At 48.1% G+C, this 23,810-nt stretch carries 20 protein-coding genes; 17 read left to right on the top strand and 3 right to left on the bottom strand.

Features of this window, described 5'->3' with window-relative positions:
* Position 1 precedes the first annotated feature (1 nt).
* Positions 2–730, top strand: a complete 729-nt coding sequence (locus tag ACODJP_RS10105) for a hypothetical protein (RefSeq protein WP_422481098.1) — start codon at positions 2–4, stop codon at positions 728–730.
* 68 nt (positions 731–798) lie between these two features.
* Here the strand turns inward: ACODJP_RS10105 and ACODJP_RS10100 are convergent, their stop codons facing one another.
* Positions 799–2,097 (bottom strand): MFS transporter, encoded by a 1,299-nt coding sequence (locus ACODJP_RS10100; RefSeq protein ID WP_422481096.1) that lies wholly within the window; start codon positions 2,095–2,097, stop codon positions 799–801.
* Here ACODJP_RS10100 and ACODJP_RS10095 point away from each other — a divergent pair.
* Positions 2,096–3,259 carry a KamA family radical SAM protein gene (locus ACODJP_RS10095; protein ID WP_422481094.1) on the top strand — a complete coding sequence of 388 codons (1,164 nt, stop codon included), beginning with the start codon at positions 2,096–2,098 and terminating at the stop codon, positions 3,257–3,259. The two genes, ACODJP_RS10100 and ACODJP_RS10095, sit on opposite strands and share 2 nt — an antisense overlap.
* Positions 3,260–3,322: 63 nt before the next feature.
* Positions 3,323–4,213, top strand: coding sequence for a helix-turn-helix transcriptional regulator (locus ACODJP_RS10090; RefSeq protein WP_422481092.1), 891 nt, complete (start codon positions 3,323–3,325; stop codon positions 4,211–4,213).
* A gap of 77 nt (positions 4,214–4,290) precedes the next feature.
* Here ACODJP_RS10090 and efp read toward each other — a convergent pair whose 3' ends face one another.
* Together efp and ACODJP_RS10080 are read right to left on the bottom strand one after the other, a co-directional pair.
* Positions 4,291–4,854 carry an elongation factor P gene (gene efp, locus ACODJP_RS10085; protein WP_422481090.1) on the bottom strand — a complete coding sequence of 188 codons (564 nt, stop codon included), beginning with the start codon at positions 4,852–4,854 and terminating at the stop codon, positions 4,291–4,293.
* Positions 4,855–4,885: 31 nt separating this feature from the next.
* The gene (locus ACODJP_RS10080) at positions 4,886–5,875 is read right to left on the bottom strand and encodes an amino acid--tRNA ligase-related protein (protein ID WP_422481088.1); all 990 of its coding nucleotides are present in this window, start codon (positions 5,873–5,875) and stop codon (positions 4,886–4,888) included.
* A gap of 95 nt (positions 5,876–5,970) precedes the next feature.
* Here ACODJP_RS10080 and mnmE point away from each other — a divergent pair, with 95 nt between their 5' ends.
* The 14 genes from mnmE to ACODJP_RS10010 are packed head-to-tail and all read left to right on the top strand — an operon-like array spanning position 5,971 to position 23,810.
* Positions 5,971–7,338, top strand: coding sequence for a tRNA uridine-5-carboxymethylaminomethyl(34) synthesis GTPase MnmE (gene mnmE, locus ACODJP_RS10075; RefSeq protein WP_422481086.1), 1,368 nt, complete (start codon positions 5,971–5,973; stop codon positions 7,336–7,338).
* A gap of 13 nt (positions 7,339–7,351) precedes the next feature.
* Positions 7,352–9,169, top strand: a complete 1,818-nt coding sequence (gene mnmG, locus ACODJP_RS10070) for a tRNA uridine-5-carboxymethylaminomethyl(34) synthesis enzyme MnmG (RefSeq protein WP_422481084.1) — start codon at positions 7,352–7,354, stop codon at positions 9,167–9,169.
* Positions 9,162–9,884, top strand: coding sequence for a 16S rRNA (guanine(527)-N(7))-methyltransferase RsmG (gene rsmG, locus ACODJP_RS10065; RefSeq protein WP_422481082.1), 723 nt, complete (start codon positions 9,162–9,164; stop codon positions 9,882–9,884). The genes mnmG and rsmG overlap by 8 nt, the downstream gene beginning before the upstream one ends.
* Complete coding sequence (locus ACODJP_RS10060; RefSeq protein WP_422481080.1) at positions 9,874–10,689, top strand: undecaprenyl-diphosphate phosphatase; 816 nt, start codon at positions 9,874–9,876, stop codon at positions 10,687–10,689. Before rsmG ends, ACODJP_RS10060 begins: the two co-directional genes overlap by 11 nt.
* Before the next feature lie 21 nt (positions 10,690–10,710).
* Positions 10,711–13,383 (top strand): DNA translocase FtsK, encoded by a 2,673-nt coding sequence (locus ACODJP_RS10055; RefSeq protein ID WP_422481078.1) that lies wholly within the window; start codon positions 10,711–10,713, stop codon positions 13,381–13,383.
* Positions 13,384–13,402: 19 nt separating this feature from the next.
* On the top strand, positions 13,403–14,227 hold the full coding sequence (locus ACODJP_RS10050) for an aminotransferase class IV (RefSeq protein WP_422481076.1): 825 nt from the start codon (positions 13,403–13,405) through the stop codon (positions 14,225–14,227).
* 27 nt (positions 14,228–14,254) lie between these two features.
* Positions 14,255–16,084 carry a DEAD/DEAH box helicase gene (locus ACODJP_RS10045; protein WP_422481074.1) on the top strand — a complete coding sequence of 610 codons (1,830 nt, stop codon included), beginning with the start codon at positions 14,255–14,257 and terminating at the stop codon, positions 16,082–16,084.
* On the top strand, positions 16,077–17,795 hold the full coding sequence (locus ACODJP_RS10040) for an ABC transporter ATP-binding protein (RefSeq protein WP_422481072.1): 1,719 nt from the start codon (positions 16,077–16,079) through the stop codon (positions 17,793–17,795). Before ACODJP_RS10045 ends, ACODJP_RS10040 begins: the two co-directional genes overlap by 8 nt.
* The gene (locus ACODJP_RS10035) at positions 17,761–18,558 is read left to right on the top strand and encodes a lysophospholipid acyltransferase family protein (protein ID WP_422481070.1); all 798 of its coding nucleotides are present in this window, start codon (positions 17,761–17,763) and stop codon (positions 18,556–18,558) included. Before ACODJP_RS10040 ends, ACODJP_RS10035 begins: the two co-directional genes overlap by 35 nt.
* Positions 18,559–18,563: 5 nt before the next feature.
* Positions 18,564–19,985 (top strand): ATP-binding cassette domain-containing protein, encoded by a 1,422-nt coding sequence (locus ACODJP_RS10030; protein ID WP_422481068.1) that lies wholly within the window; start codon positions 18,564–18,566, stop codon positions 19,983–19,985.
* Complete coding sequence (locus tag ACODJP_RS10025) at positions 19,982–20,755, top strand: energy-coupling factor transporter transmembrane component T family protein (RefSeq protein WP_422481066.1); 774 nt, start codon at positions 19,982–19,984, stop codon at positions 20,753–20,755. The genes ACODJP_RS10030 and ACODJP_RS10025 overlap by 4 nt, the downstream gene beginning before the upstream one ends.
* A 13-nt stretch (positions 20,756–20,768) precedes the next feature.
* Positions 20,769–21,314: an ECF transporter S component gene (locus tag ACODJP_RS10020; protein WP_422481064.1), complete on the top strand. Its 546-nt coding sequence runs from the start codon at positions 20,769–20,771 to the stop codon at positions 21,312–21,314.
* A gap of 12 nt (positions 21,315–21,326) precedes the next feature.
* Complete coding sequence (gene guaA / locus ACODJP_RS10015; RefSeq protein WP_422481062.1) at positions 21,327–22,880, top strand: glutamine-hydrolyzing GMP synthase; 1,554 nt, start codon at positions 21,327–21,329, stop codon at positions 22,878–22,880.
* Positions 22,881–22,883: 3 nt separating this feature from the next.
* Positions 22,884–23,810, top strand: coding sequence for a hypothetical protein (locus tag ACODJP_RS10010; protein WP_422481060.1), 927 nt, complete (start codon positions 22,884–22,886; stop codon positions 23,808–23,810).

Below are 23,810 nucleotides of genomic sequence, written 5' to 3'. Positions count from 1 at the left end.
GATGAGAAAGACAGGTATTTACATACTATTAGGAATAACCATCTCGCTGGGAATCTTTGTTTTTGCCGGAGTCCTCTATTTCCGTCCGGCGGTCCAGGAGGCTCGTATTGTAGAGGCTGCCTCTGCTGTGAAGACGATAATGCCCTCGCCAGAAGAGCCCGCCGAGCAAGAGAAGCCCGCAGAAGCGAAGCCGCAGCAAAAGACTCCTGTTGCTGGAGAAGAGACTACCGTCCCAGAACAACCGGTAATGGAAGGGCAAGAAGCAACTTCTCTCCCAGAAGTTCCCCAGACCCCAGAGGTTGAAAAACCGCGGATCCCAAGTGCTCCCGTTATGCGTATGAGCGTTTCTTCCTACCAGGAACCACAAGAGCAAGTAACTGTAGAGGAAGAACTGGTAGAGGAAGCTCTCACTGAGGAAGAGGTTGCTCAGGAAGAAGAAATTGTTGTTAGCGAAGAAGAACCAGTAGCCGAAAAACCGAAAGTTTCCGTAGAACCTGAAATCTATGGTATTCCTGTCAGGAGAAAACCTCCTGTCCCGCAGGTGGCATCCGATATTGGAACACTTTTACCGAAGTTTGTTGCTCCCCAGCCGGTTGAGTATATTTGGACACCAGTGGAGATTCCCGAAGGTCCGACCGTGCATGTCAATCCCGTATCATTCAATGATGAAGCCTTCGAGAGAAGACGAATTGCAGTAGACGAGGTTCTGGAAAAACTCACGTGGGAGTGATCAGATTTCTCCTTATATAAGCAATGGCGACCATCGTGGTCGCCATTTCAATTTCAGGGCTAACTCCTTCAATCGTTTTCAGGTTCACCCCTTGTTACCTTTGACATCAAGAGGAATGCGATGAACATACAAAGGGCTGCAAATACAAAGAGCGATCCGTAACCGAAAATATCGATAAGGGCTCCAGTAATCGGAGGAGCTACAATCGAGGCCAACTGCGAAAAGAAGTAATAGAGCCCCGTATAGATTCCCATATTTGCATAATCGGCCATCTGCCATAGCATGGGAAAGGAGTTAGTTATAACGGTAACCCAGAACATACCAAAGGCAAACATCAGAGCCCAGAATGGAATCATTCTCAAGGTCTGGGAGACCCCTTCGGCTGTGAATATCATGCTATGAACAAATATAAGTAATAAGACCACCACGATTCCTATCAACGCGAATCTGATAGTCTTCTTTCTGCCATGGTTATGGGCAATAATACCGCTGGGGATAGCAAAGATGGCATACGAAATTCCTACCATACCTGCGGCAAGGGCGGCACTGCCTGATGATGTCTTTAGGATTTCCACCGAGTACTTGCCTACGAATGGCAGCACACCTTGATAGCCTATGAACCAAAATAGCAGCGAAACCAATACGAAGAATGCACTCTTATCCTTTTCTCCGAATATCTGTTTCAGAGATTTAATGACAGGGATCTTCTCTTTTGATGCGCGTTCTTCGTAATTACCCTTAGTCTCCTTTACAAAAAAGAAGAGTAGAAGAACAGCGAGGAGAACCAAGATTCCTGCCAGAGGGAAGGCTAGTATATTGTCCGTAGGCCCCCTTCCAGGAAGATTGATAGCTACATTCATCAATTGGGCAAGACCGATTGTTCCCACGATCGTAGCGACCCCACCCATGGTATTGATTACCCCATTGGCCTCTGATCGGATGTCTCCAGGGATAATGTCCGGCATGAGTGCGACTACCGGGCCACGGACCGATTGCTTGAATACATTGAGTGCGAAGATCATGATCACCAGAAAAGCCAAGGAGGTGAGTGCCGCAAAAGGAATCAGACCGAAGGCAAACGCACTCAAAGGCAGCAACGTTATGATGAATGGCATCCGCCGGCCTATTCTAGTATGGGTACGGTCACTAATTGCGGAGAATATGGGAATGAGGAAGATCGCGAACATATTGTCCAGTGTCATGATGGTTCCGATAACCGCATTAGATGAGATATAGCGTCCAAGGAAGATTGGAATATAGGTGTCATACAAAGGATCCATCAGTCCCATGGTGAAAAATCCCAAACCGATAAAGAAGGTGGTCATGTAATACCCCTTCATATTCTTTCGTGGCTTTTTGTCTGTCATGTGTACCTCGCCTTTATTGTCGATTCAGTGTAGCAGTAAAAAGGGTATCTTGCAAAAGATTTGTACCCGTCGGCTGGACGTGGAGTCCGATATCTGGTACATCATCCTCATGGAACAACATGCGGTGGTCACCAATAAGACAGAACTCGAGCACTATCTTAAACTAACAGAAAATGAAAAAAGATGGTTCGATGATAAAGGAGACTCTTTGCCTCTTCTGATCAGTACCTACTATCTTGGTCTCATGGATCCTCATGATCCTGCCGATCCTCTCAGGCGACAAGTCGTCCCTTCGGTCGAAGAGCTCAACTATACAGAAATGGAGACGAGGGACCCCCTAGCGGAGGAGTCTCACTCGGTACTTCCACGATTGGTTCATCGGTATGCCAATAGGGTCGCTTTTCTCGTCACCGATACATGCGCGACCTACTGCAGACATTGCTTCCGCCGTCGTTTCACAGCCGGTGGATGTTCCCATGTCTCTGAACAAGAGTTGTCTGCGATTACCGCTTACCTTAGTGAACACATCGAGGTAAAAGAGTTGTTGCTTACTGGAGGAGATCCTCTCACACTCACGGATTCTAAACTGGAACATGTACTAGGTTCTCTGAGAGCGGTCCGTAGCGATCTGGTGATTCGTCTCTGTACTAGGATGCCTGCAACTTTTCCCGCAAGAGTTACCGATCGCCTTATTTCAATCTTGGCTTCTTACACAAAGGTCGCACTCTATGTCATGACACAATTCAACCACTATCGGGAAATTACCGAAGAGAGTAGGACCGCGGTTTCCCGTTTTGTGGATGCTGGTATTCCGGTGATGAACCAGACAGTTCTCCTGAGAGGGGTGAATGATGATGTGCAGACACTCGAAACGCTGATGAACAACTTGGTAGCTATCAGGGTGAAACCCTATTACCTGTTTCAAGGAGATCTCGTGGGAGGAACCGGACATCTTCGGGTTCCTCTTGAGCAAGGCATGCAACTGGAAGCCCTATTGCGTCAGAGACTCAGCGGACTAGCCATGCCCGTTTATGCAATCGATCTCCCGGAAGGGGGAGGTAAGGTCCCTCTCGGCAGCACCTATCTTATTGGCAAGGATTGCGATGGTCATTGGCAGTTTAGAACTGCAAGTGGGGAAAAACGTACCTATCCCGATCCATGAAAAAGAGCAAGGATGGTCAAGTCGTTCGATCATCTCTCTGCTAGAGTGCTATTGGAGGCAAGAGTGACACTGAGGGAAGAACACAAAGCAGCGGTGGAGCGGATGCTACGCTATATCGATGACCATCTGAACCAAAGCATCACATTGCACCAATTGGCGGAAGTTGCCCAGTACTCTCCATGGCATAGCGCGCGTATGTTCAAGGAGGCTACCGGCATGGCTCCTTTTACCTATCTACGGCATCGTCGTTTGAGCGAAGCCGCGAGAAGGTTGGAGAGTCCAGAAACCAAGGTGGTAGATGTGGCATTTGACTTTGTATTCGATTCGCACGAAGGATTCACACGGGCATTTTCGCGGCAATTCGGCGTGAATCCCATGGAGTTCCGAAGAATTTGGGCAGCACACGTTACCAATCGAGTCTCCCGTCGCTATACGTCGATGGCAAAAAAGGATGAAGGAGATACAGTGATGAAGACTGTTTTTGTGCAGGTCGTGGAACGACCGGCGAGGAAGGCGATCGTAAAGAGTGCCCAGACGGCTACCGACTATTTTTCTTATTGTGAAGAAGTTGGTTGTGATGTTTGGGAAGTTCTCAGTTCAGTAAAAGAAGCTCTCTACGAGCCGGTTGGTATGTGGATGCCGGAGAATCTGAGGAGAATCGGAACCGGAGAATATATGCAGGGAGTAGAAGTTCCCTTCGAATACAAGGGCGATGTACCTGAAGGATTCGATATAATCGAACTGCCTCCCTGTAAGATGATGGTATTCCAGGGGCCTCCATTTGAGGACGAGGATTACGAAGAGGCTATCAGTGGTCTTTGGGATGTTATGAAGAGCTATGATCCAACCTTCTATGGGTTTGCCTGGGCTGATTCGGATGGACCCCGTTTCCAGATGGAGCCCCTCGGTTATCGAGGGTATATCGAAGCTCGTCCCTGTAGAAGTATCGTGTAAGAGGTTTCGTCCAAAGAACACGAAGGGTGGGGCATCGCTGCTCCACCCTTTGATTTGGACTAAAAAAGTATGAATGGTTATTTGTTCACGCGCTCCAAGTATTCCTTGGTCTCTGTATTCACGAGAATCTTCTCGCCCTGCTTAATGAAGATTGGGACACGCACGACCAAGCCGGTTTCCGTGGTGACATTCTTCGTAGCTCCAGTAACAGTATCGCCCTTGACAGCCTCTTCGGCTTCAGCAACTTCATAGACAACCTTGGTTGGAACCTGGATATCGAGCGGTTGGTGCTCCCAGAATGTCACACGGTAGGTTTCGCCCTCTTTCATGATGAATTGGTAGTCTACGAAAGATTCCATGGGAACTTCAATCTGTTCGTATGTCTCAGTCATCATGAAATGGAAGTGTTCACCATCGTTGTAGAGATACTGGCAATCGCGATCTTCTACCGTGATCTCCTCTGCGTTGTCCTGGGTCTTCATCGTCTCACGGAGAACCTGACCTGTTGCCGGGCTCTTGAGCTTGAGACGGACAAAGGCCGAACCTTTACCTGGATTCACGAATTCCCTTTCCACGCAGATAAAGGGCTGCCCCTTAATCAACAGCGCGGTCCCTTTGTCTATTTGACCTGCTTTAATCATTATATACCTCGTAAGTGTTGCAAAATCGCCATCAATGGCCGTCGGCCATCATATCAGATAGAGGAAATAAAATCAAATCCCCAATCGTCTTGTGTCTTCCCTGGAGCATCAGAAGACGGTCGAAACCGATAGCAACACCCGAGCACTGAGGAAAATTATCGAATATCAGCGGGAATGTAGGATCCATGTCTGGAATCACCTCATCTTTGGGTGCCCGTTCAGAGGATAGTCGAGCATACTCTTGACGATAATAGTCGGATATCTGCTGGACATTGCGCTCTTCATCATAACAATTTGCAAGTTCGATTCCGCCGGCATACAATTCCCACCTACGTCGATAGGGACCTTTTTCAGTCTCCCGGGCAAGGCATACAATCTGTTTCGGATAATCACGCAGTACCAAAGGCTTGTCTTGAGGTAGCTGTGGTTCAACGAAGTTCAGAAATATTCGGTTGAAGGTCTCTTCCCAACTTTCAGGGGTATGGGGAAGCGTCAGTCCCAGATCTCGGGCAACCGTTCTCAATTGTCCGATACTCTGGTTCTTCTCCAGGTCGAAATTTGCATACCGTTCGCATGCTTCCGCTACGGTCATCTGCCTGAAAGGCGGTAGCAGATGCTCTGGTGTATTGGCAAGCGCCGTTTTCGAGAATAACTCCTCGGTGATTCCGATAGAATCCTCTTCCGTAGCATCTACGCTATAGTACTCAAGCATGGTGAATTCGGGATTATGGTAACTGCCGATTTGTTCACTATTGCGGAAACAATGGGAGAACTGGTAGACACTCCTCTGAGTTTTCGCGATCACTTGTTTCATGAAAACCTCTGGAGATGGGACCAGATAGAGTTCCCTACTGCGGTGGAATTCGCTGATGAAACGGGTGGCGAAATTAGCGATAGTAGGTTCCGGTATCAGGTGGGTGGAGAGCAGGGGGGTATCGACTTCCAGATAATTATTTTCAGCAAACCAAAGGCGCATATTGCGCATCAGTGAGCTTCTTTGTTCTATTGCTTGGACATTCATATGGGGACTCCTTCGGCGACTATACTGTGTCGGACTACCCTTTGTAAAGGAACATGATATGGACACTTACACTTCGCTTACGTATACTTGGACGGATGAATGGATACTCCTACGATACAAAAGATATGATATACGCTCTTGCGACTCCCTGGGGAACCAGTGCCATCGCAGTAATCCGGATTTCGGGTGCCGGTTGCATAGAAGCCCTGAAAGAGGTCTTCTCGCGTCCAGAGGCTTTGGCTAAGTGTAGTAGCCATACACTTGTGCACGGTCAATTGCTCAATCGCCAAACCTCCACTCCGATAGATGAGGTGCTCCTCTCGATATTTAAGGATGGTCGTGGTTTTACCGGAGAAGAGAGTGTCGAGATCTCTTGCCATGGCAGTATGGCTGGTGTTGAATCGATCTTCAAATTGCTTACAAGCTTACACATGCGTTCTGCCGCACCGGGAGAGTTCACTTTCAGGGCTTTCATGCATGGGAAAATGGATCTGACACGGGCAGAAGCGGTCATGGAGATAGTCTCTTCCCAATCGGAGCTTGGCCATTCATTGGCTTTGGAACGGTTGGAGGGTCACCTGTTTACCCTGATTGAAGAGATTAAACAACTCGTATTGCATGCCATGAGCGTAATCGAAGTTCAGTTGGACTACGCCGAGGATGAAATATCTGGGAATGTCGACTTCCCTTTCGATACGGTAGAGCGGGCACGTGGACGAATAGAGACACTATTGGCGACCTATGCGGTGGGGAAACTCTACGGAGAGGGTGCAAAAGTAGTGTTGGCAGGTTCTACCAATGCAGGAAAATCCACACTGTTCAACCTTTTGCTGAGGGAGGACAGATCGATCGTTTCCGATGTTCATGGTACCACGCGGGATTTCATAGAATCCAAGACCGTGCTTGATGGAATTCCCGTTCGTATTTACGATACAGCGGGACTGAGGGACTCCGATGACATGGTTGAGATGGAGGGAATCAGAAGAACTCGTCGGCTGATAGACGATGCTGATCTCATACTCCTTCTCCTCGATGGTACAGAACATGACAGTGAATCGGCTGTACGGTATGGAAACCTGATGGATGATACTAGATGTATCGTGGTATGGAACAAGACCGACCTTGCTACCAATCCCCCCTTGGAGGGGAGTTTTCCTTTGAGTGCAAAAAGGGGAGAAGGGTTCGCCAGACTACGGGATGAGATGGTGAGTCGATTACGCAAGGATGCAAGAAGACCTGGAGTTCAGGATGTCGTAATCGAATCTGCTCGCCAGAGGGATGAATTGATTCGTGCCAAATCTGCTTTGACTGAGGCGGTTTTATTGGCCAATCAGGAAGTCCCTCTCGATATCGTGGCAGTGGAATTAGGAGAGGCTTTAGAGGCCTTGGGATCATTAACTGGGGAGGTCGCCTCCTCTGACATACTGGAGAAGATTTTCAGCGGATTCTGTGTTGGAAAATAAGTAGGAATATACTATGGATTATGATGCGATTGTCATTGGGGGTGGCCATGCGGGAATCGAAGCCGCACTTGCCCTATCACGACTAAAATACTCTACCGTTTTAATTACCCAAAGTCTCGATGCTATCGGTAGGCTTTCATGCAATCCCGCCATTGGAGGCTTGGCTAAGGGAAACCTAGTAAGGGAGGTCGATGCTCTCGGCGGTGAGATGGCTCATCTGATCGACCATTCTATGATTCAGTTCAGAGTACTCAATCGACGGAGAGGGCCAGCAGTCCAAGCGCCTAGGGCTCAAGCGGACAAGTTCACCTATCACCGCTTGGCCAAAGAGACCTTGGAGGGGCAGAAAGATTTGGCGCTATTCCAAGATACGGTAGTCGACATCCTTTTGGACACAGATGGTCGTACTTGTATAGGAGTTCGTACCGAAAGAGGACATCAAATTTCCGCTCGTACGGTCGTGATGACGACAGGTACTTTTATGGAAGGGAAAATCTTCATAGGCGAATACGAAGCCTCTTCAGGACGTTTGGGAGAGCCGGCCGCCATCGGACTGGGTACTGCTCTCAGGAAGAGGGGGTTTACTGTCGGACGATTGAAGACTGGAACTCCAGCGAGGGTCCGTAAATCCACCATCGATTTCGATGCCATGGAGGTACAGCCGGGTGACGCAATCATGATGCCTTTTTCTTTCGACTACGATACGATCGAAAGACCCGATCTTCCCTGTTATATTACTTTCACTAATGATGGGACCCATAGGATAATCCAAGAGAATATCGGGCGTTCTCCCCTGTTCGGAGGGAAGATTACCGGAAAAGGCCCCCGCTATTGTCCATCAATAGAGGACAAGGTGGTCCGGTTTCCCGATCGGGAGAGACACCAGATTTTCGTGGAGCCTGAGGGTGTAGGGACCGAAGAGATGTATCTGAATGGAATCAGCTCATCGCTCCCAGAGGATGTGCAGGAGGCGTTCGTTCATTCGATCCGTGGACTGGAACATGCCCAAATCATGCGTCCTGCGTATGCCGTCGAGTATGACTACCTCGATCCCTTACAGCTGTTTCCCTCATTGGAAACCAAGCGGGTGGCAAATCTCTTCGTCGCAGGACAGACGAATGGTACCAGCGGGTATGAAGAGGCAGCCTGCCAGGGTCTTATGGCTGGTATAAACGCTGCTCAAAAGATGGCTGGTCAACCTCCTTTGATTCTTGATCGTACTGAAGCATATACTGGTGTATTGATCGATGATCTGGTCACCAAAGGGACGAAAGAGCCCTATAGGATGTTTACCTCCCGGGCTGAGTATCGACTCAACCTCCGGCATGACAGCGCTGACCAGCGGCTAACCCCAAAGGGATACTCTATAGGTCTGAAGGGAAAAGAGGCCATGCAACGGTTGGAGAGGAAACTTGAGCAGATTGATCTGGTCAAGGATCTTCTTTCAGAACGTAAGGTGGACGGTAAACGGGCAATCGATCTTCTTCGCAAACCCGAGATCGTACTTGATGATTTCTCAGAAGCTATTGCAGAGCTTGCCTCTTTCGATGAAACCATCCTCTATCAAGTGGAATTAGATGTAAAGTATGAAGGGTACATCAAGCGTCAGGAGCGACAGGTAGACCGATATTCGAGGATGGAACGTATTTCCATTCCACCCGATTTCGATTACGACAAAGTAGAGGGAATATCTACGGAGGCTCGGGAGAAATTCAAGTCTGTTAGACCGGTATCGGTTGGCCAGGCTGGGAGGATTTCGGGAGTCAGGACAAGCGACCTTGCTATTCTCATGGTACTCCTTGATCGGAGGGAGAGGTCCAGAAATGGCTGATATCGCACAGGATATGGAGCTATTGCGTGAAGGCATTGCCCGTATGGGACTCTCTATGGATGACAGCCAAGATCGACAGTTTTCTACCTATATTGATGAAATATACCTATTCAATACCGTCTATCGACTGGTAGGAACTGAGGGGAGAGACTTTGTCATAAAACATCTGTTGGATTCTCTGGCACCTGTTTCCTTAATTATGGATATGTTGCAGGATTTTGGTCCAGAAGGACGTCTGTGTGATGTCGGTTCAGGTGCCGGATTACCGGGAATTCCATTGGCTATCATGCTCTCCGATGTTCCTGTTTCGCTTGTGGAAAGGATGGGAAGACGTTCGGGTTTCTTACGGAATGTCGTGTCCCGTTGTAACCTTGACCACCGTGTGAATGTTATTCAAAGTGACCTCTCTGAGGTAACGGATACATTCGATGTCGTTACATTCAGAGCCTTCCATCCCTTGGAAGATATCATCCGCCCCGTTGGGAATATCCTCTCAGATAGGGGCTTTGTCTGTGCGTACAAGGGCAGGATCGAGTCCATAGCACCAGAGTTGGCAGCTGTCGATGCCCTAGTAGCGAGAGGGAAGGGGGGAAGTGTAAAGGGCTGGGCAAGACGGATAGTCCCATTGTCTGTTCCCTTCCTCGAGGCACCACGGAATTTGTGTATTTTGCAGAAAGGCGAGACCAAGAAGGAGTTGAATGGATATGGGAACTGAATTGCAGGTATGGGAAGGCCTCGTATTGGGTATTGTCCAGGGACTTACGGAATTTCTTCCTGTTTCGAGTTCAGGACATCTGGTCTTGGCTAGGAATTATATGGCCATACCAGAAGTTCCCCTTCTGTTCGATGTCCTTTTGCATGTGGCTACACTAGCTGTTATTGTTTACTACTATCGTTTGCTAGTAGGAAGGTTGGTAATGGCTACTTTTCGATTCATCGGCAGACGTACAAAAGAAGAGGATCGTAGTGAGTTACGCATGGTCCTAGTGGTTATCGGAGCAACGATATTGACGGTAGCAGTAGCCTTAGGACTGAGAAAATTGGATTTACCCGAGGATTCCACATCTATGGTATCTTTTTTGATGTTGGTAACCGCACTCCTTCTTGCCTCTACAGCTTTCGTGGATCGGTTCATAACGGTCAAGAAAGAGTATACTTGGATCCAAGCACTGGTTACCGGAATTGGACAAGGTTTTGGGACTCTGGCGGGGATATCACGATCAGGTATAACACTTTCCAGTGCCTTGTGGACAGGAATGAAGAGGGAGAAAGCTGGTGAGTATGCCTTCATTCTCTCTATTCCCGCTGTATTGGGAGCCCTTGTACTCACGTTATTTGAAGATCCTGTCGCAAGTCAGACAATGACATTTCTTCCGATTTTTATCGGATGCGTAGCCGCATTCATAACAGGAATGGCAGCATTGAGGCTCCTCCTATGGATGGTCAGGACGGCAAAACTCTGGTATTTCAGTTTCTATCTGGTTGTTGTCGGGGTGTTCGGTTTGATAATTACCGTTTAGACTGGAAGAGGGGGATTGGTTTTGCACATACGAAAGTTTCCATTGTTCTTATCCATGCTTTGTCTGGTAGCTGCAGCTGTGGCAATCCTCCCTGTACTCTTGCCGGCAGAGGTCTACTCTGTCCTCCCCTTCCATGCAGCCTTGCGAGAAATGCTTAGTACTGTGGAAACCAGTTTTATACCACCGTTGTTAACAGAACCTCTTGGTGCCTACGCCATTGCCACGATTTTAGGTGTCTGGGCGCTTTTCTTTTTGTCCACCATGCATAGACCTTTCTTTTGGTGGATGGTTCCTTATAGCCTTGTTTTTCTCTATACCCTCTTTTTGTTGTCACAATTGCGAAGTGGGGTAACAGAACCAGCTTTTCTCTTGCAACGTTTATCGCATGAACCTACTATGGGAACAATCCTACTCATACTTGCGCTTTTGCTTGAGCTGACACTCTTCTTGCTATTCACCATAATATCGATTCGTCTGAATCGTCTGTATCGTGAAAAGTGGATGCGAAAGCCAGAAGGGAATAAGAAGATTGAACCGAAGAAAACCAAGGCGTTGGAGAGAAAACTAGCTAAGAAAGAGAAGCAAGAAGCTAAACGTTTGGCGGCAGATTCAGCCAAAAATGTGAAAAAACAACCAAAGAAAAAAGGCGCCACACAATCCGATGACGATAATGGAGATTCGGCGATGGTCTTAGTTGATCGTCGTGAGGAAGGTGAGCATCGGTCTTCTTCAATGACCTATCCTTACAGAGATGAGGATTTTCAGGACCCTGATGAACCAATGACATTTCCTCCTATTCATGAATTACCGAAACTGAAAACAATAGGTTCTTCACAGATGGAATCCCACGAAGAGGGACTCTATGTCGGTAGCGTAAAGGTCCGTGACGATGATTCTCTCCTTATTGCCGATACTCCCGTAGATGACTTGGAAGAGCCTGAAGAGGCTCCACCCGGAAAAACCTATGACCCGATTCCCTCCTTGCGCAGGCAAATGGCAGAAGATGCTCGCCTCGCGACTATGGAGGTTCCCACTTCCATGCCGAAACGGGCGAAAACTCCAGAATCTCCTCCTGAAGTAGAGGTGGTGGTACCTACAGAGGAAGATAAAACGCCACCTCCTAAACCAAAGCAGCCGGTTGTTCCAACGGTAGAAAAAGAGCAAGTATCGGATGACGGCGATGACGATGAAGCTGAAGATATGGATCTGGTGAGTGGAGTGGGAGGCCTTGTCTCTTCGAATGCGGGGTCTTCGGCCTTATTGACGAGAAACAAACTGCGATACAATTATCCAAGTGAAGATCTGCTGGATACCTACCCGGATCACGTGACGGAGATTGATAACCAAACCAGAGAAGCCGGCGAAAACCTGATTATGACACTGAAGCAGTTCAAGATTGACGCCACACTCATGAATATCGTAAAAGGTCCCACGGTAACCATGTTCGAAGTCTCCCCTGCTCCTGGGGTGAGGGTGAGTTCGATCATCAGTCTCTCAGACAATATCGCGCTCCAACTTGCAGCACGACAGATACGTATTGTAGCACCCATTCCTGGTAAGCAGGCTGTAGGTATCGAAGTTCCCAACAGGCATCGTTCCATTATTGGATTTAAAGATCTACTTCCGACCATAGATGCCAAAAATTACCAAGTTCCCATGGTCTTGGGGCGCAAGATCACCGGTGAACCGGTTGTTATCGAAATTACCCAAACACCACATCTTCTAATTGCAGGTGCTACCGGTTCAGGAAAATCTGTATGCGTCAACTCACTCATCAGTTCCCTGCTCTACCGTCGTTCGCCAAAAGAGGTGAGGCTAATCCTTGTCGATCCTAAGATAGTTGAACTGAGAGTCTATAACGGGATTCCCCACCTCCTTACACCAGTCATCACAGACCCCAAGAAGACGATAAAAGCTTTGGAATTCTGCCTCTATGAAATGGATCGTCGGTATAAGTTGCTCAATGCATTGGCTGTCCGGAATATCGCAGCTTATAACAAGAAGATTATCGATATGAAGCTTGCTCGCGAACGATTACCCTATATCGTTGTGGTGATTGATGAATTCGCGGATCTCATGACTACGGTAGGAAAGGAACTGGAGACACTTTTGGCTAGACTAGCTGCAATGGCCAGAGCAGTCGGTATCCATTTGGTTCTCGCTACCCAGCGTCCATCAGCGAACGTGATCACCGGTATCATCAAGTCGAATATCCCTTCCCGGATAGCCTTTATGGTAGCTAGCCAGATAGACAGCAGGATCATCATTGATGAGACCGGCGCTGAGAAACTGCTAGGACGGGGCGATATGCTTTTTGCTCCAGGTTGGGATCCTAACTCGGTTCGTATCCAGGGCGCATTCCTAAGTGACGAGGAGGTCGAGAGGATCGTCGCATTTGCAAAGACACAAGGAGAACCCGATTACTTGGATGAAGCCTTTTTCGAAGACGAGGATACCAGCTCTTCAGACGATGATGATGACGATAGTATTGATGATGATAGTGATGAAGCCCTCATGGAGAAAGCTCTCAAGATAGTTGTGGAGAGGCAAAGTGCCTCTGCCTCCTACCTGCAAAGACGATTGAAGATAGGATACAACCGCGCCGCCCGTTTGGTTGAACAGATGGAGGACGATGGTCTGGTAGGTCCTGCCCGTGGCAGTAAGCCGAGAGAATTATTGAAATTTCCCGAGTAGGGAGTAGAGGAGCATGGTGATGGAGACACTGGGAAAACATGCAATACTGAATGGATCTCTGATCGATGCATCCGATGCAGTCCTTCCTGTCCAAGACAGGGAACTACAATATGGTTTCGGTGTCTATGAATCGCTTCGTGTGATTAGGGGCAAGATAGTCTATCCAATCGACCATATCGAGAGACTGTTCTATTCTGCTGACGGTATAGGACTACGTCATGATTTTACCACGGAACAGGTACATGGTTGGCTCCTTCTATTGCTAACAACTGATGGAATCGAAGATGCTACGGTACGTATTCTCCTTATGGGAGGCATCGAGGCGAGACTATTCATAACTACATCTACCATGCTCACATATCCCGAAAGCTTCTACTCTGAAGGGATCAAGACTATTGGATACGAGGGGGAACGGATGTTACCCCAGTACAAGACATGCTCACTCCTCATGAATTTCCTCGCTCTTAGGAAAGCAAGCAGTTTAGGGGCTTTCGAGGCATTGTTGATAGATCGCCACGGCTTGATTCTAGAAGGGACGAGGAGCAACGTATTCGCATGCAAGGGACCTGTAGTCTACACGGCACCATCGAATGCCGTTTTGGAGGGAGTCACCCGCGACAAAATCATAAAGGCTATTGACGAAATTGGGTATAAACTGGTGTATGAGGCTCCCTCGGCGAAGGATTTGCTTTCAGGAATGTACGACGAAATGTTCATCTCTTCGACAAGTATGGGCGCTATGCCGGTGGCATCCTATGAAAACCATAGCTTTATTGCTACAGGGGTGGTCGCTCGGCCAATCCATGCACTCATTCGCACTTGGGAGGTGGATGCACTACACTAATGTCGCAAAACAGAGTATAGTTGGTGCATGAAATTCAAAGAATTACCACTACACGAAGAAGTGATGAAGGGGATAGAGGCTGCCGGCTTTACCGACTGCATGCCTGTGCAGGAAAAAGTCCTCCCCGGAGCCTTGCAGGGCAAGGATGTCATGGCGCAGTCGAAAACGGGATCGGGAAAAACCGCCGTATTTCTTATCACCTTGCTACAGAAGTTTATAGACGCTCGGGAAGCAGCGAAACAACTACCAGAGGATAAGGCCTATACCGCAAAATCACCAGTGGCGTTGATTGTAGCACCAACACGGGAGCTGGCTGTCCAGATTGAAGAGGATGCACGATTGCTTTCCACAGGAATACCCGGGTTTCGGATTGGGTGTTTCTATGGTGGCGTTGGGTATGCCAAACAGGATAAGCAGATTGCTGAGGGTGTTGATCTGATCATAGGCACTCCCGGAAGAATCCTTGACTACCAGAAAATGGGTAAGCTTGACTTCAAATCGATCGATACATTCGTGATCGATGAGGCTGATCGATTGTTCGATATGGGGTTCTATCCCGATGTCCAAAAGATGTTCAAGCTCATGGTAAAGAAAGACCAGCGTCAAACCATGCTCTTCAGTGCAACCTTGGGGACCCGAGTACGTAATCTGGCATGGGATTATATGAACACACCATTGGAGATAGAGGTCCAACCTGAGGAGATTACTGTTAAGGCTATCACCCAGGAACTCTATCATGTCTCCAAGGATGAGAAATTCGACCTGTTTCTCCGTCTTATGGCAAAGGAGGATCCCTCCAACGCACTGATATTCACCAATACCAAAGCAAAGGCTGTAGAGATAAGCAAACGTCTCAATGTAAATGGGTATAAAACACAATACCTCATGGGAGACTTGCCCCAGAGCAAGCGCCTGGGGGTCATTAATCGGATGAAGAGTGGAGAATTGAGATTTCTGGTAGCGACCGATGTCGCCGCGCGGGGATTGCAGATCGATGATCTAGAGTTGGTGGTCAATTTCGATATTCCAGAAGACTATGAGAGTTATGTCCACCGCATAGGGAGAACCGCACGTGCTGGGAAATCGGGAAAAGCGATCACATTGGCTTGTGAACAGTTCGTCTATGGGCTTGAAGCGATCGAAAACTATATCCAGATGAAGATTCCCGTCATGTGGGCAGATGAAGAGACTCTTCCTAAGGTTGAAGATAAGAGCGCTAAAATGCGCTTCAGGGATCTGGTATCGGAGAGTGAATTCGCCTCACGCTCTTCAGGTGGTGCAAGGGGAGGCCGACAGTCCAAGTCTGGTCCAAGGCGTGGAAACAGCAGTTCCCGAGGACCTTCCAACCGAAACCGTTCGACAGCTAAAACTCACGGGAAAGGCTCTCCAAAGCCTGCTGCAGCCAAATCTGCGAAACCCGATACCGCCAAACCCATTAAACCGGGAAAGAGCTATGCCGAATCTGCTCCAAGACAGAAGAGCAATACCAACCGTCCTAAGCCATCGGCGAAGAGCAAGAGTTATCAAGATATCCAAAAGATGGACTTTGAAGAACGCATCGCTTATTACAAGAAAGCATATGCTGAAGATAGTGGGGCAGTGCAACCTGCAGCACCAAAAAATCCAAAGAAATCGCATGGCAAGGCTTCAGCGAAACACTCTTCTGGATCAGCTGCTACCGGTAGCCTAAAATCCTCGAATAACCAGAGCCCAAGACATGACAAGACAGCCAAGCAAGTTCAACAAGGACCCAAAGCCTCAGTAAAAGCCAAGGGTTCACCCGATGTGGTTAGCGCACCTAAGAAGAAACAAGGCTTTCTCGCCCGTTTGTTCAAAAGGAATAAAGGGGATGCTTAGACGTTTCATAGCCTATTATAGGCCGTATGGAAAACTCTTCTTCTTAGATATGGGAGCGGCGGTCTTGGGATCGTTGCTCTCAATCCTATTTCCCCAACTAACCCGTGAACTGCTTCGCACTTACATTCCCAACCACGATTGGACCATGATGCTCTCCGTATTCGGCGTTATGCTGGGTATCTATGTTGTGCAAACGCTATGCACGTATATCCGTGTCCGTTGGGGACACCAACTTGGTGTATTCATGGAGAGCGATATGCGTCAGGATTTGTTTGGCCATCTGCAGCGACTCTCCTTCCGCTATTTCGACCAAACGAAGACCGGACATCTGATGTCACGGATTACCAATGATCTTTTCATGATCACCGAAACCGCCCACCATGGCCCCGAAGACCTGTTGATTTCCGTGGTTGTGATCATAGGGGCGTACGGATTCATGTTTACCAATAGCGTTCCCTTGGCTTTGGTCTCCATAGCCCCATTGCCGATTATGCTGTTTTTCGGAATTTATTATGGGAACAAGCTGAAGGCCGGCTTTCGTGCTGTCCGCACTACAGTCGCAGATGTGAACTCGGTAGTGGAAAACTCGATACAGGGTGTACGTGAAGTCCAGTCTTTTACGAGTGAAGGTTATGAGAGACAAAAATTCAAACAAGTGAATACCATTTTCCAGACAGCAAGGAGCAACCAGTACAAGGTCATGGCCCGTTATGAGTCGACCATGATGTTCTTCAGAGAACTCTACTACTTTACCACGGTTGCCGGTGGTGCCATCCTGATCTACCAAGGGATAGTTCCTGTCTACGACCTTGTTGCATTTATTCTCTATGTAGGCATTGTTCTTCCTCCTATCGACCGGCTTATCCACTTCACTGAACAGTTGCAACAGGGAATGGCATCGTTCGAGCGTTTTTTGGAGGTCATGGATATCCAAAGCGATATCAATGATTTACCCGATGCAGTCGATCTCAAAGTCTCCGAAGGTAAGATTGCCTTCGATAAAGTCAGATTCAGATACGATTCCGATGGTGAAGAGATTCTGGGAGGAATAGATTTGACTATACCAGGCGGAAGCACGGTCGCTATTGTAGGCGAATCGGGAGCTGGAAAGAGTACTCTCGTATCACTTATACCTCGTTTTTATGAACCTGAAGAGGGAAGAATTATGATCGATGGGCATGATATTGCCCATGTGAAAAAATCCTCATTGCGTCGACAAATTGGATTCGTTCAACAGAATGTGTTCCTCTTCGATGCTAGTATCAGGGAGAATCTCAAGTACGGAAAGAGCGATGCAACTGATGAAGAAATGTGGCATGCACTGGGCGAAGCGAATCTTGCAACCTTTGTCCAAAGCCTTCCTGATGGTTTGGATACAGAGGTAGGAGAACGGGGTACACGCCTCTCCGGAGGCCAGAAACAACGGATATCCATCGCAAGAGTCTATTTGAAGAATCCTCGTATTCTTATGTTCGATGAGGCTACCAGTAGCCTCGACAGTGAATCCGAATTCCAGATTCAAGATGCGTTCAAACGGCTTGCCGAGGGACGCACCGCTATTGTTATTGCCCATCGGTTGACTACGGTACGCGATGCGGACATCATCTATGTGTTGGCCAATGGTACAATCGTAGAGTCTGGAGACCATGACTCCCTGATTGCAGCCGGAGGACACTATGCGAAACTCTATCGGAACCAAGAGCTTCGTTGATAGGGAGGTTTTTGTGTTGAAGTATATTCATGTAGCCATTGCGGTACTGATTGTCGTACCTACCTTTATACTGTCCATGTTCGTAGGGATTTTCCCTGCAGCAGTGATGCGTCTCTTTGGGGCTGGAAATACGGCCGATAGATGGATGCGGTTCAATGGAACTAATATCTCACGCACCATACTCTGGTCCCTGAATATCAAGATGGAAATCAGGGGAGCCGAGCGTATCCCTCGTGACGGTACTCCTGTATGCTTCGTCTCCAACCACCAGAGCATGCTCGACATTCCCGCAGTCATCGCTGGATTGAAAATTTGGGCGGGTTTCATCACTAAGCAGGAACTTGACCGCATACCATTGGTGAATTCCTGGATCCGCTCCATAAATTGTGTCTACATCGATCGTAATAGCCCCCGCTCATCTATAAGCGCTATCCTCAAGGGAGTCGAGAATATCAGGAAAGGCATACCTATGTTTATCTTTCCTGAAGGAACCAGAAGCAAGACTGGAGCTTTAGGGAAATTCAAGACTGGGAGTCTTAAGTTAGCCACTCGGGCAAAAGCGGTCATCGTACCTATTACCATTGACGGAACTCGGAGGGCATTAGAACAGAAACAGGGAATCGGAAGGGTTCGTGTGGTCATATCGGTAGCTGAGCCCATTCCAACGGCACAATTGGATGAAGAACAACTGAAAATTCTACCCGATACCGTATATGGAGCAATCGAAGAGCAATTTTCTTCGATTGTCGAGCGAGCGGTTTGACTACCATGTTGGAGATAGAACACCTTTCATTTGCATACGAGAGGTACAGCGATCATGAACACAGACCAGTTTTTACTGATATCAATCTGCATGTAGGAAAAGGAAAGAAGCTCTTGATTCTTGGGGCTCCCGATAGTGGAAAATCTACACTAGCCAGAATCATATGCAATCTCATTCCCCGATTTATTGCAGGAGAACTTCATGGTTCTATCACCATGGATGGACAGTCAATCGAGAATTTCGCACCTTGGGAATTGACCGACCGTTGTACTCTTATAGCCCAGAATCCCCAAGAACAACTTCTTATGACCACCTGCGGTGATGAAGTTGCTTTCCCGTTGGAGTCTATGGGGATGAGAAGAGAGCAATTGGTCGGACAGGTCCACCAGTCACTCCGTTCATGGGGTCTCTCACAGATGATCGATGTCAATCCACAAGAGATGTCGGGAGGTGAACAAAAACGCCTTTTACTAGCGATTGCCGATGCTATAGATGCCCCCCTCTGGATCATGGATGAGCCATTTGATGATCTTGATGAAACGTGGCGTTCTCGTTTGCTGCAAAAGATACAGAGAGAGAATAAGAGTGTTGTCATCTTCGGGTCACGCTATCTGGAGGAGTTTAGGGGCAGTTTTGATTCCTATGCTTTGCTTAGAGGAGGTTCTTTGGTATCAGGAAGTGAAGAGGATGTGGTCCTTGCTTTCGATAGGGAGTGCGATCTGCAATTCTCATCAACATTGGCCGAAATCTCAATTCCGCAGACCCGACAATTGGAGGCAAAGAACTTATCAATAGTCCATCCTCGACGCTCGGTCTCTTCGACAGTTCCGTTTACCTTGAAAGTTAATTCTTTCCATGTAGAATCGGGAGAGGTGGTTGCCTTGGTCGGGCCGAACGGTTCAGGGAAAAGCACGCTCAGTAGGGTTCTTTGCGGCCTCGATTCCTATTATTCTGGCAGTATCGAACTGGACGGAAATTCGAGTGTACAGAAGAGTTTACAATCCCATGTGGGATACCTGTTTCAGAATCCAGATTACGGGATATTTTTGCCTACAGTGAGAGATGAGTTGGGTTGGTCGCTTCGCCATATACCACAAATTTCTTCATCCAAACGTGGACAATTGATTGAAGGATGTGCCAAACTCTTCCACCTTTCGTGTGATGATAATCCTACGATGATGGGGTACGGAGCAAAAAAACATCTTCAGGCAGCTGTATACTATTTGCTCGATAGACCCTTTCTGATAATCGATGAACTCGATAGTGGGGTAACCTATGCCGCAGCCTTCGAGATTGTTTCTCTGCTGCGGTCCAACGGAGCCGCGATCGTACTTATCACCCATGATAAGACGTTCGCTAAGAATCTTGCCCAGAGGCAATATTCGATAAAGGACGGGGCGGTACTCGAGACGGAGGTGGGCTCATGACTACTAACACCTTTATCGCTGGCCGTGGATTTCTCTATCACATGGATGCACGGGCTAAATTACTGCTTGTATTATTGCTCTGTATTACGGTATTCCTTCCCCTTTCCCATTTGGGATTGTGGTCTATATTCTTCTTTACCTTCCTAGTTACTTGGCGAGCAACTGGCTTCAAACAAGCCCTAGAACCGTTGAAGGCAATCCTTTTCGTTCTAATTCTCATGACCTTGTTCGTTCCTTTGACTTATCGAAATGGAACGGTGGTGCTTGAAGTCGGCAGCTGGGTAGTTGCGACAGCCGAATCTTTGGAAAACTTGAGTTTCCTCGTATCAAGATTCTTAGGAATTACCTATATCTGTACCCTGTATGTATGGACAACGCCGATGGCCGATATCAACCTTGCTTTGCGCTGGTATGGGCTTTCGTATCAGGCCGCACTCGTATTGACACTAGCTTTCAGATTCATCCCATTCATCGCAGACTCTTTCAAGATGATCCAGGATTCCCATGCCCTGCGGACAAGCATTCAGGTCGAGGGCAAACATAGTCGGCGTCAACGGATTGCGGATGCTATCCCAACAGTAACCGCCGCATTGGTGTTCGCCTTGAAATCGATTCCCCAAGTCGCCATGAGCTTGGAACACCGGGGATTGGGAAGAGCAAACAAGAGAAGCCATTACAGGGTCCTCAAGGCAAAAGGGGGTCTCTTTACCCAACTGCTGCTTTCGGTTATGATTCCGACAGTTTTCTACTTGGTGTTCAATACCCTCTGAAGGAGGTCCGGCAATGGATTCGAAAAATGCTTCCAAAATGACCGCACTACGTATTGCGTTGATTGCTGTCTTGACTGCTGTGGTAGTGGTTTTTACCCTTATGGTACGTGTTCCGACTCCTATCCGAGGTTATATCAGTCTCTGTGATGTGGTCATTACCTTCGCAGCTTTTCTTTTTGGGCCTTGGGTTGCTGCAATCGCCGGAGGTCTGGGGACAGGTATCGCCGATCTGATCGGTGGTTATGCTCAATGGGCTCCTCTCTCCTTCGTTATCCATGGAGTCCAAGGTATGCTGATTGCTATTATCGCAAGAGCAGGTATGCGTTCAGGCGTGCCTGGTGATGCCAAACTATTCAAGATGGCTCTTGGTGGTGTGGTTGGTATGATTATTATGACTGGAGGGTACTATATTGCCGGTGGCTTCCTCTATGGATTCGAAGCCGCTTTGGTCGAAATTCCCCTCAACCTTATGCAAAGTGGCGTTGGAGTAGTATTGGGAATCGCCGTCTCACGGGCAGTCCTTAAAGCTTATCCACCAGTACGCACCCTAGCCCTATAACAAGGAGAATCTATGGATACGAAAACCCATGATACCATTTTAGTACTCGATTTCGGTGCCCAATACAGTCAATTGATAGCCCGACGTATACGGGAAAACCAAGTCTATAGCCAGATTGTTCCCTATACGATATCGGCAGAAGAGGTAGCGAAGATTGCCCCCAAGGGGCTGGTATTCTCTGGTGGACCATCCAGTGTCCGTACGCCCGATTCTCCCCGTCCCGACAAAGCCCTTTTTGATCTCGGAATTCCTATACTCGGTATCTGTTACGGGTTGCAGGTATTGTCTGTGATGAATGGTGGAACCGTTGAACGTCCTAGACAGAAGGAATACGGTTTTGCCCATTTGGATATCAAGCAGAAAGCATCTCTGTTACTCTCCGGTATCTCGGAAAAAAGTCAGGTATGGATGAGCCACGGGGATTCGGTAGCATCACTTCCAGATCATTTCAGCCTTTCTGCATCGACAGAGAATTGTACATACGCGGCTGTGGAGTATCCAGAGAAGGGATGGTATGGGGTGCAGTTCCATCCCGAAGTAGTCCACACGACCGAAGGTTCCAGACTCCTGGCCAACTTCGTGCTCGATGTTTGCAAAGCTACTGCCGATTGGAGCATGGAATCATTCATTGAGTCACAAATTGAAGAAATCAGACGCACTGTCGGTGATAAGCAGGTACTGTGCGGTCTCTCAGGTGGTGTCGACTCCTCGGTTGCAGCAGCTCTTATTCATAAAGCTATCGGTGACCAACTGGTCTGCGTATTCGTAAACAATGGACTGTTGAGGAAAGGGGAGGCCGACTTGGTCCTCTCAGTTTTCCGTGACAATTTCAATATCCGCCTCCAATATGCCGACGCGCAAGACCAATTTCTCTCTGCTTTGACGGGAGTCACCGATCCTGAACAGAAACGTAAAAATATCGGAAAAGTTTTTATCGATGTCTTTGAACAGGAAGCCCGCGCGGCTGGCGAGATCGACTTCTTAGCCCAAGGAACCCTGTATCCCGATGTGATCGAGAGCATCAGTCCTTCGGGAGGTCCCTCGGTAACTATCAAGAGTCACCACAATGTGGGAGGCTTACCAGAAGATCTACGCTTCTCCTTGTTGGAACCCTTACGGGAGTTGTTCAAGGATGAGGTCCGCCTGCTCGGTAAAGAACTTGGATTACCGGATGAGATCGTCAATCGACATCCCTTTCCAGGTCCTGGGCTGGGCGTGCGGTGTGTCGGTGAGGTTACCGCAGAGCGCCTTGATACGTTGCGCGAGGTAGATTCGATCTTTATAGAAGAAATCAAGAAGGCTGGGTTGTATGGAGATATCTGGCAAGCCCTTGCCTGTCTACTTCCCGTAAAGAGTGTAGGTGTCCAAGGTGACGAAAGGACCTACGAAGAGGTCTGTTCATTGCGCGCTGTTACCAGTGAAGATGCGATGACCGCCGATTGGTTTCGTTTCCCTCCCGATGTTTTGCAAAGGGCCTCTTCTCGGATTTGTAACGAAGTACAGAGGGTGAACCGGGTCCTCTACGATGTAACGAGCAAGCCGCCCGGTACCATTGAATGGGAATAGGGTATGGACGAAAAACGGGTATATGGTGCTCCTGTAGAACGACCGAAGATTAAGAAACGTTGGCGTGATCGATATGACGGAAGGCGTCTGATGCATACCGATACCTTCTTCACCCTGATTCCCCATATCATGACAACACGTAATGATTCTGAAGTCGGAGCATCCTTCAAGATCGATGTAACTCCAGTAGAGCGATATCTTCGGAAACGCAGAACAGAGGGAAGCCCGATCGGACAAGACCTTACATTCATCGATGTCGTAATGGCTGCTATCGTTAGAATGATTAGCCAAAGGCCCTATGTGAATCGTTTCATTGCCGGAAGGAAAGCCTACAGTCGTGATGAGTTGAGCATTTCTCTGGCCATTAAGAAAAACCTATCGGTGGAAGGGACCCAGACTGTGGTGAAGATGGTCTACGATCCCCATGATACAATATTCGATGTCGCCCTTAGATTGCAGCATGAGATCGAGCGGAACAAGGATCTGATGACCAACAATTCTACCGATTCCTTCGCAAAATTCGTCAACCATTTGCCCACATTGTTAATCAGAATGGTAATTGGAACAATCAAGTGGCTCGATTTCCATGGTTGGATGCCCAAGACGATACAACGTCTCAGTCCATTCCATTGCAGTATTTTCGTCACAGCTATGGGATCCATTAACTTTCCCCCGATCTATCACCATATCTACAACTTCGGTACCTGTAGCGGGTTCATTGCCTATGGCCCCAAATATTCGGAGAGGGTATTGGCAAAGGACGGCTCTGTGGTGGAACGCAAATATATTGATTTCAAGATTGTGGGCGATGAACGTATTTGCGATGGTTTCGGCATGGCTTCTGCTTGGAAGGAGCTCCTTCGCTATATCAAGCATCCGGAGCTCCTTGAAGAACCACCCGAAACTGTAAAGGAAGATTCCGGGATTTGA

This window comes from Pleomorphochaeta sp. DL1XJH-081, from assembly GCF_049310885.1.
Lineage (GTDB): Bacteria > Spirochaetota > Spirochaetia > Sphaerochaetales > Sphaerochaetaceae > CAYZJV01.
This window is presented reverse-complemented; position numbering and strand designations above follow the sequence as displayed.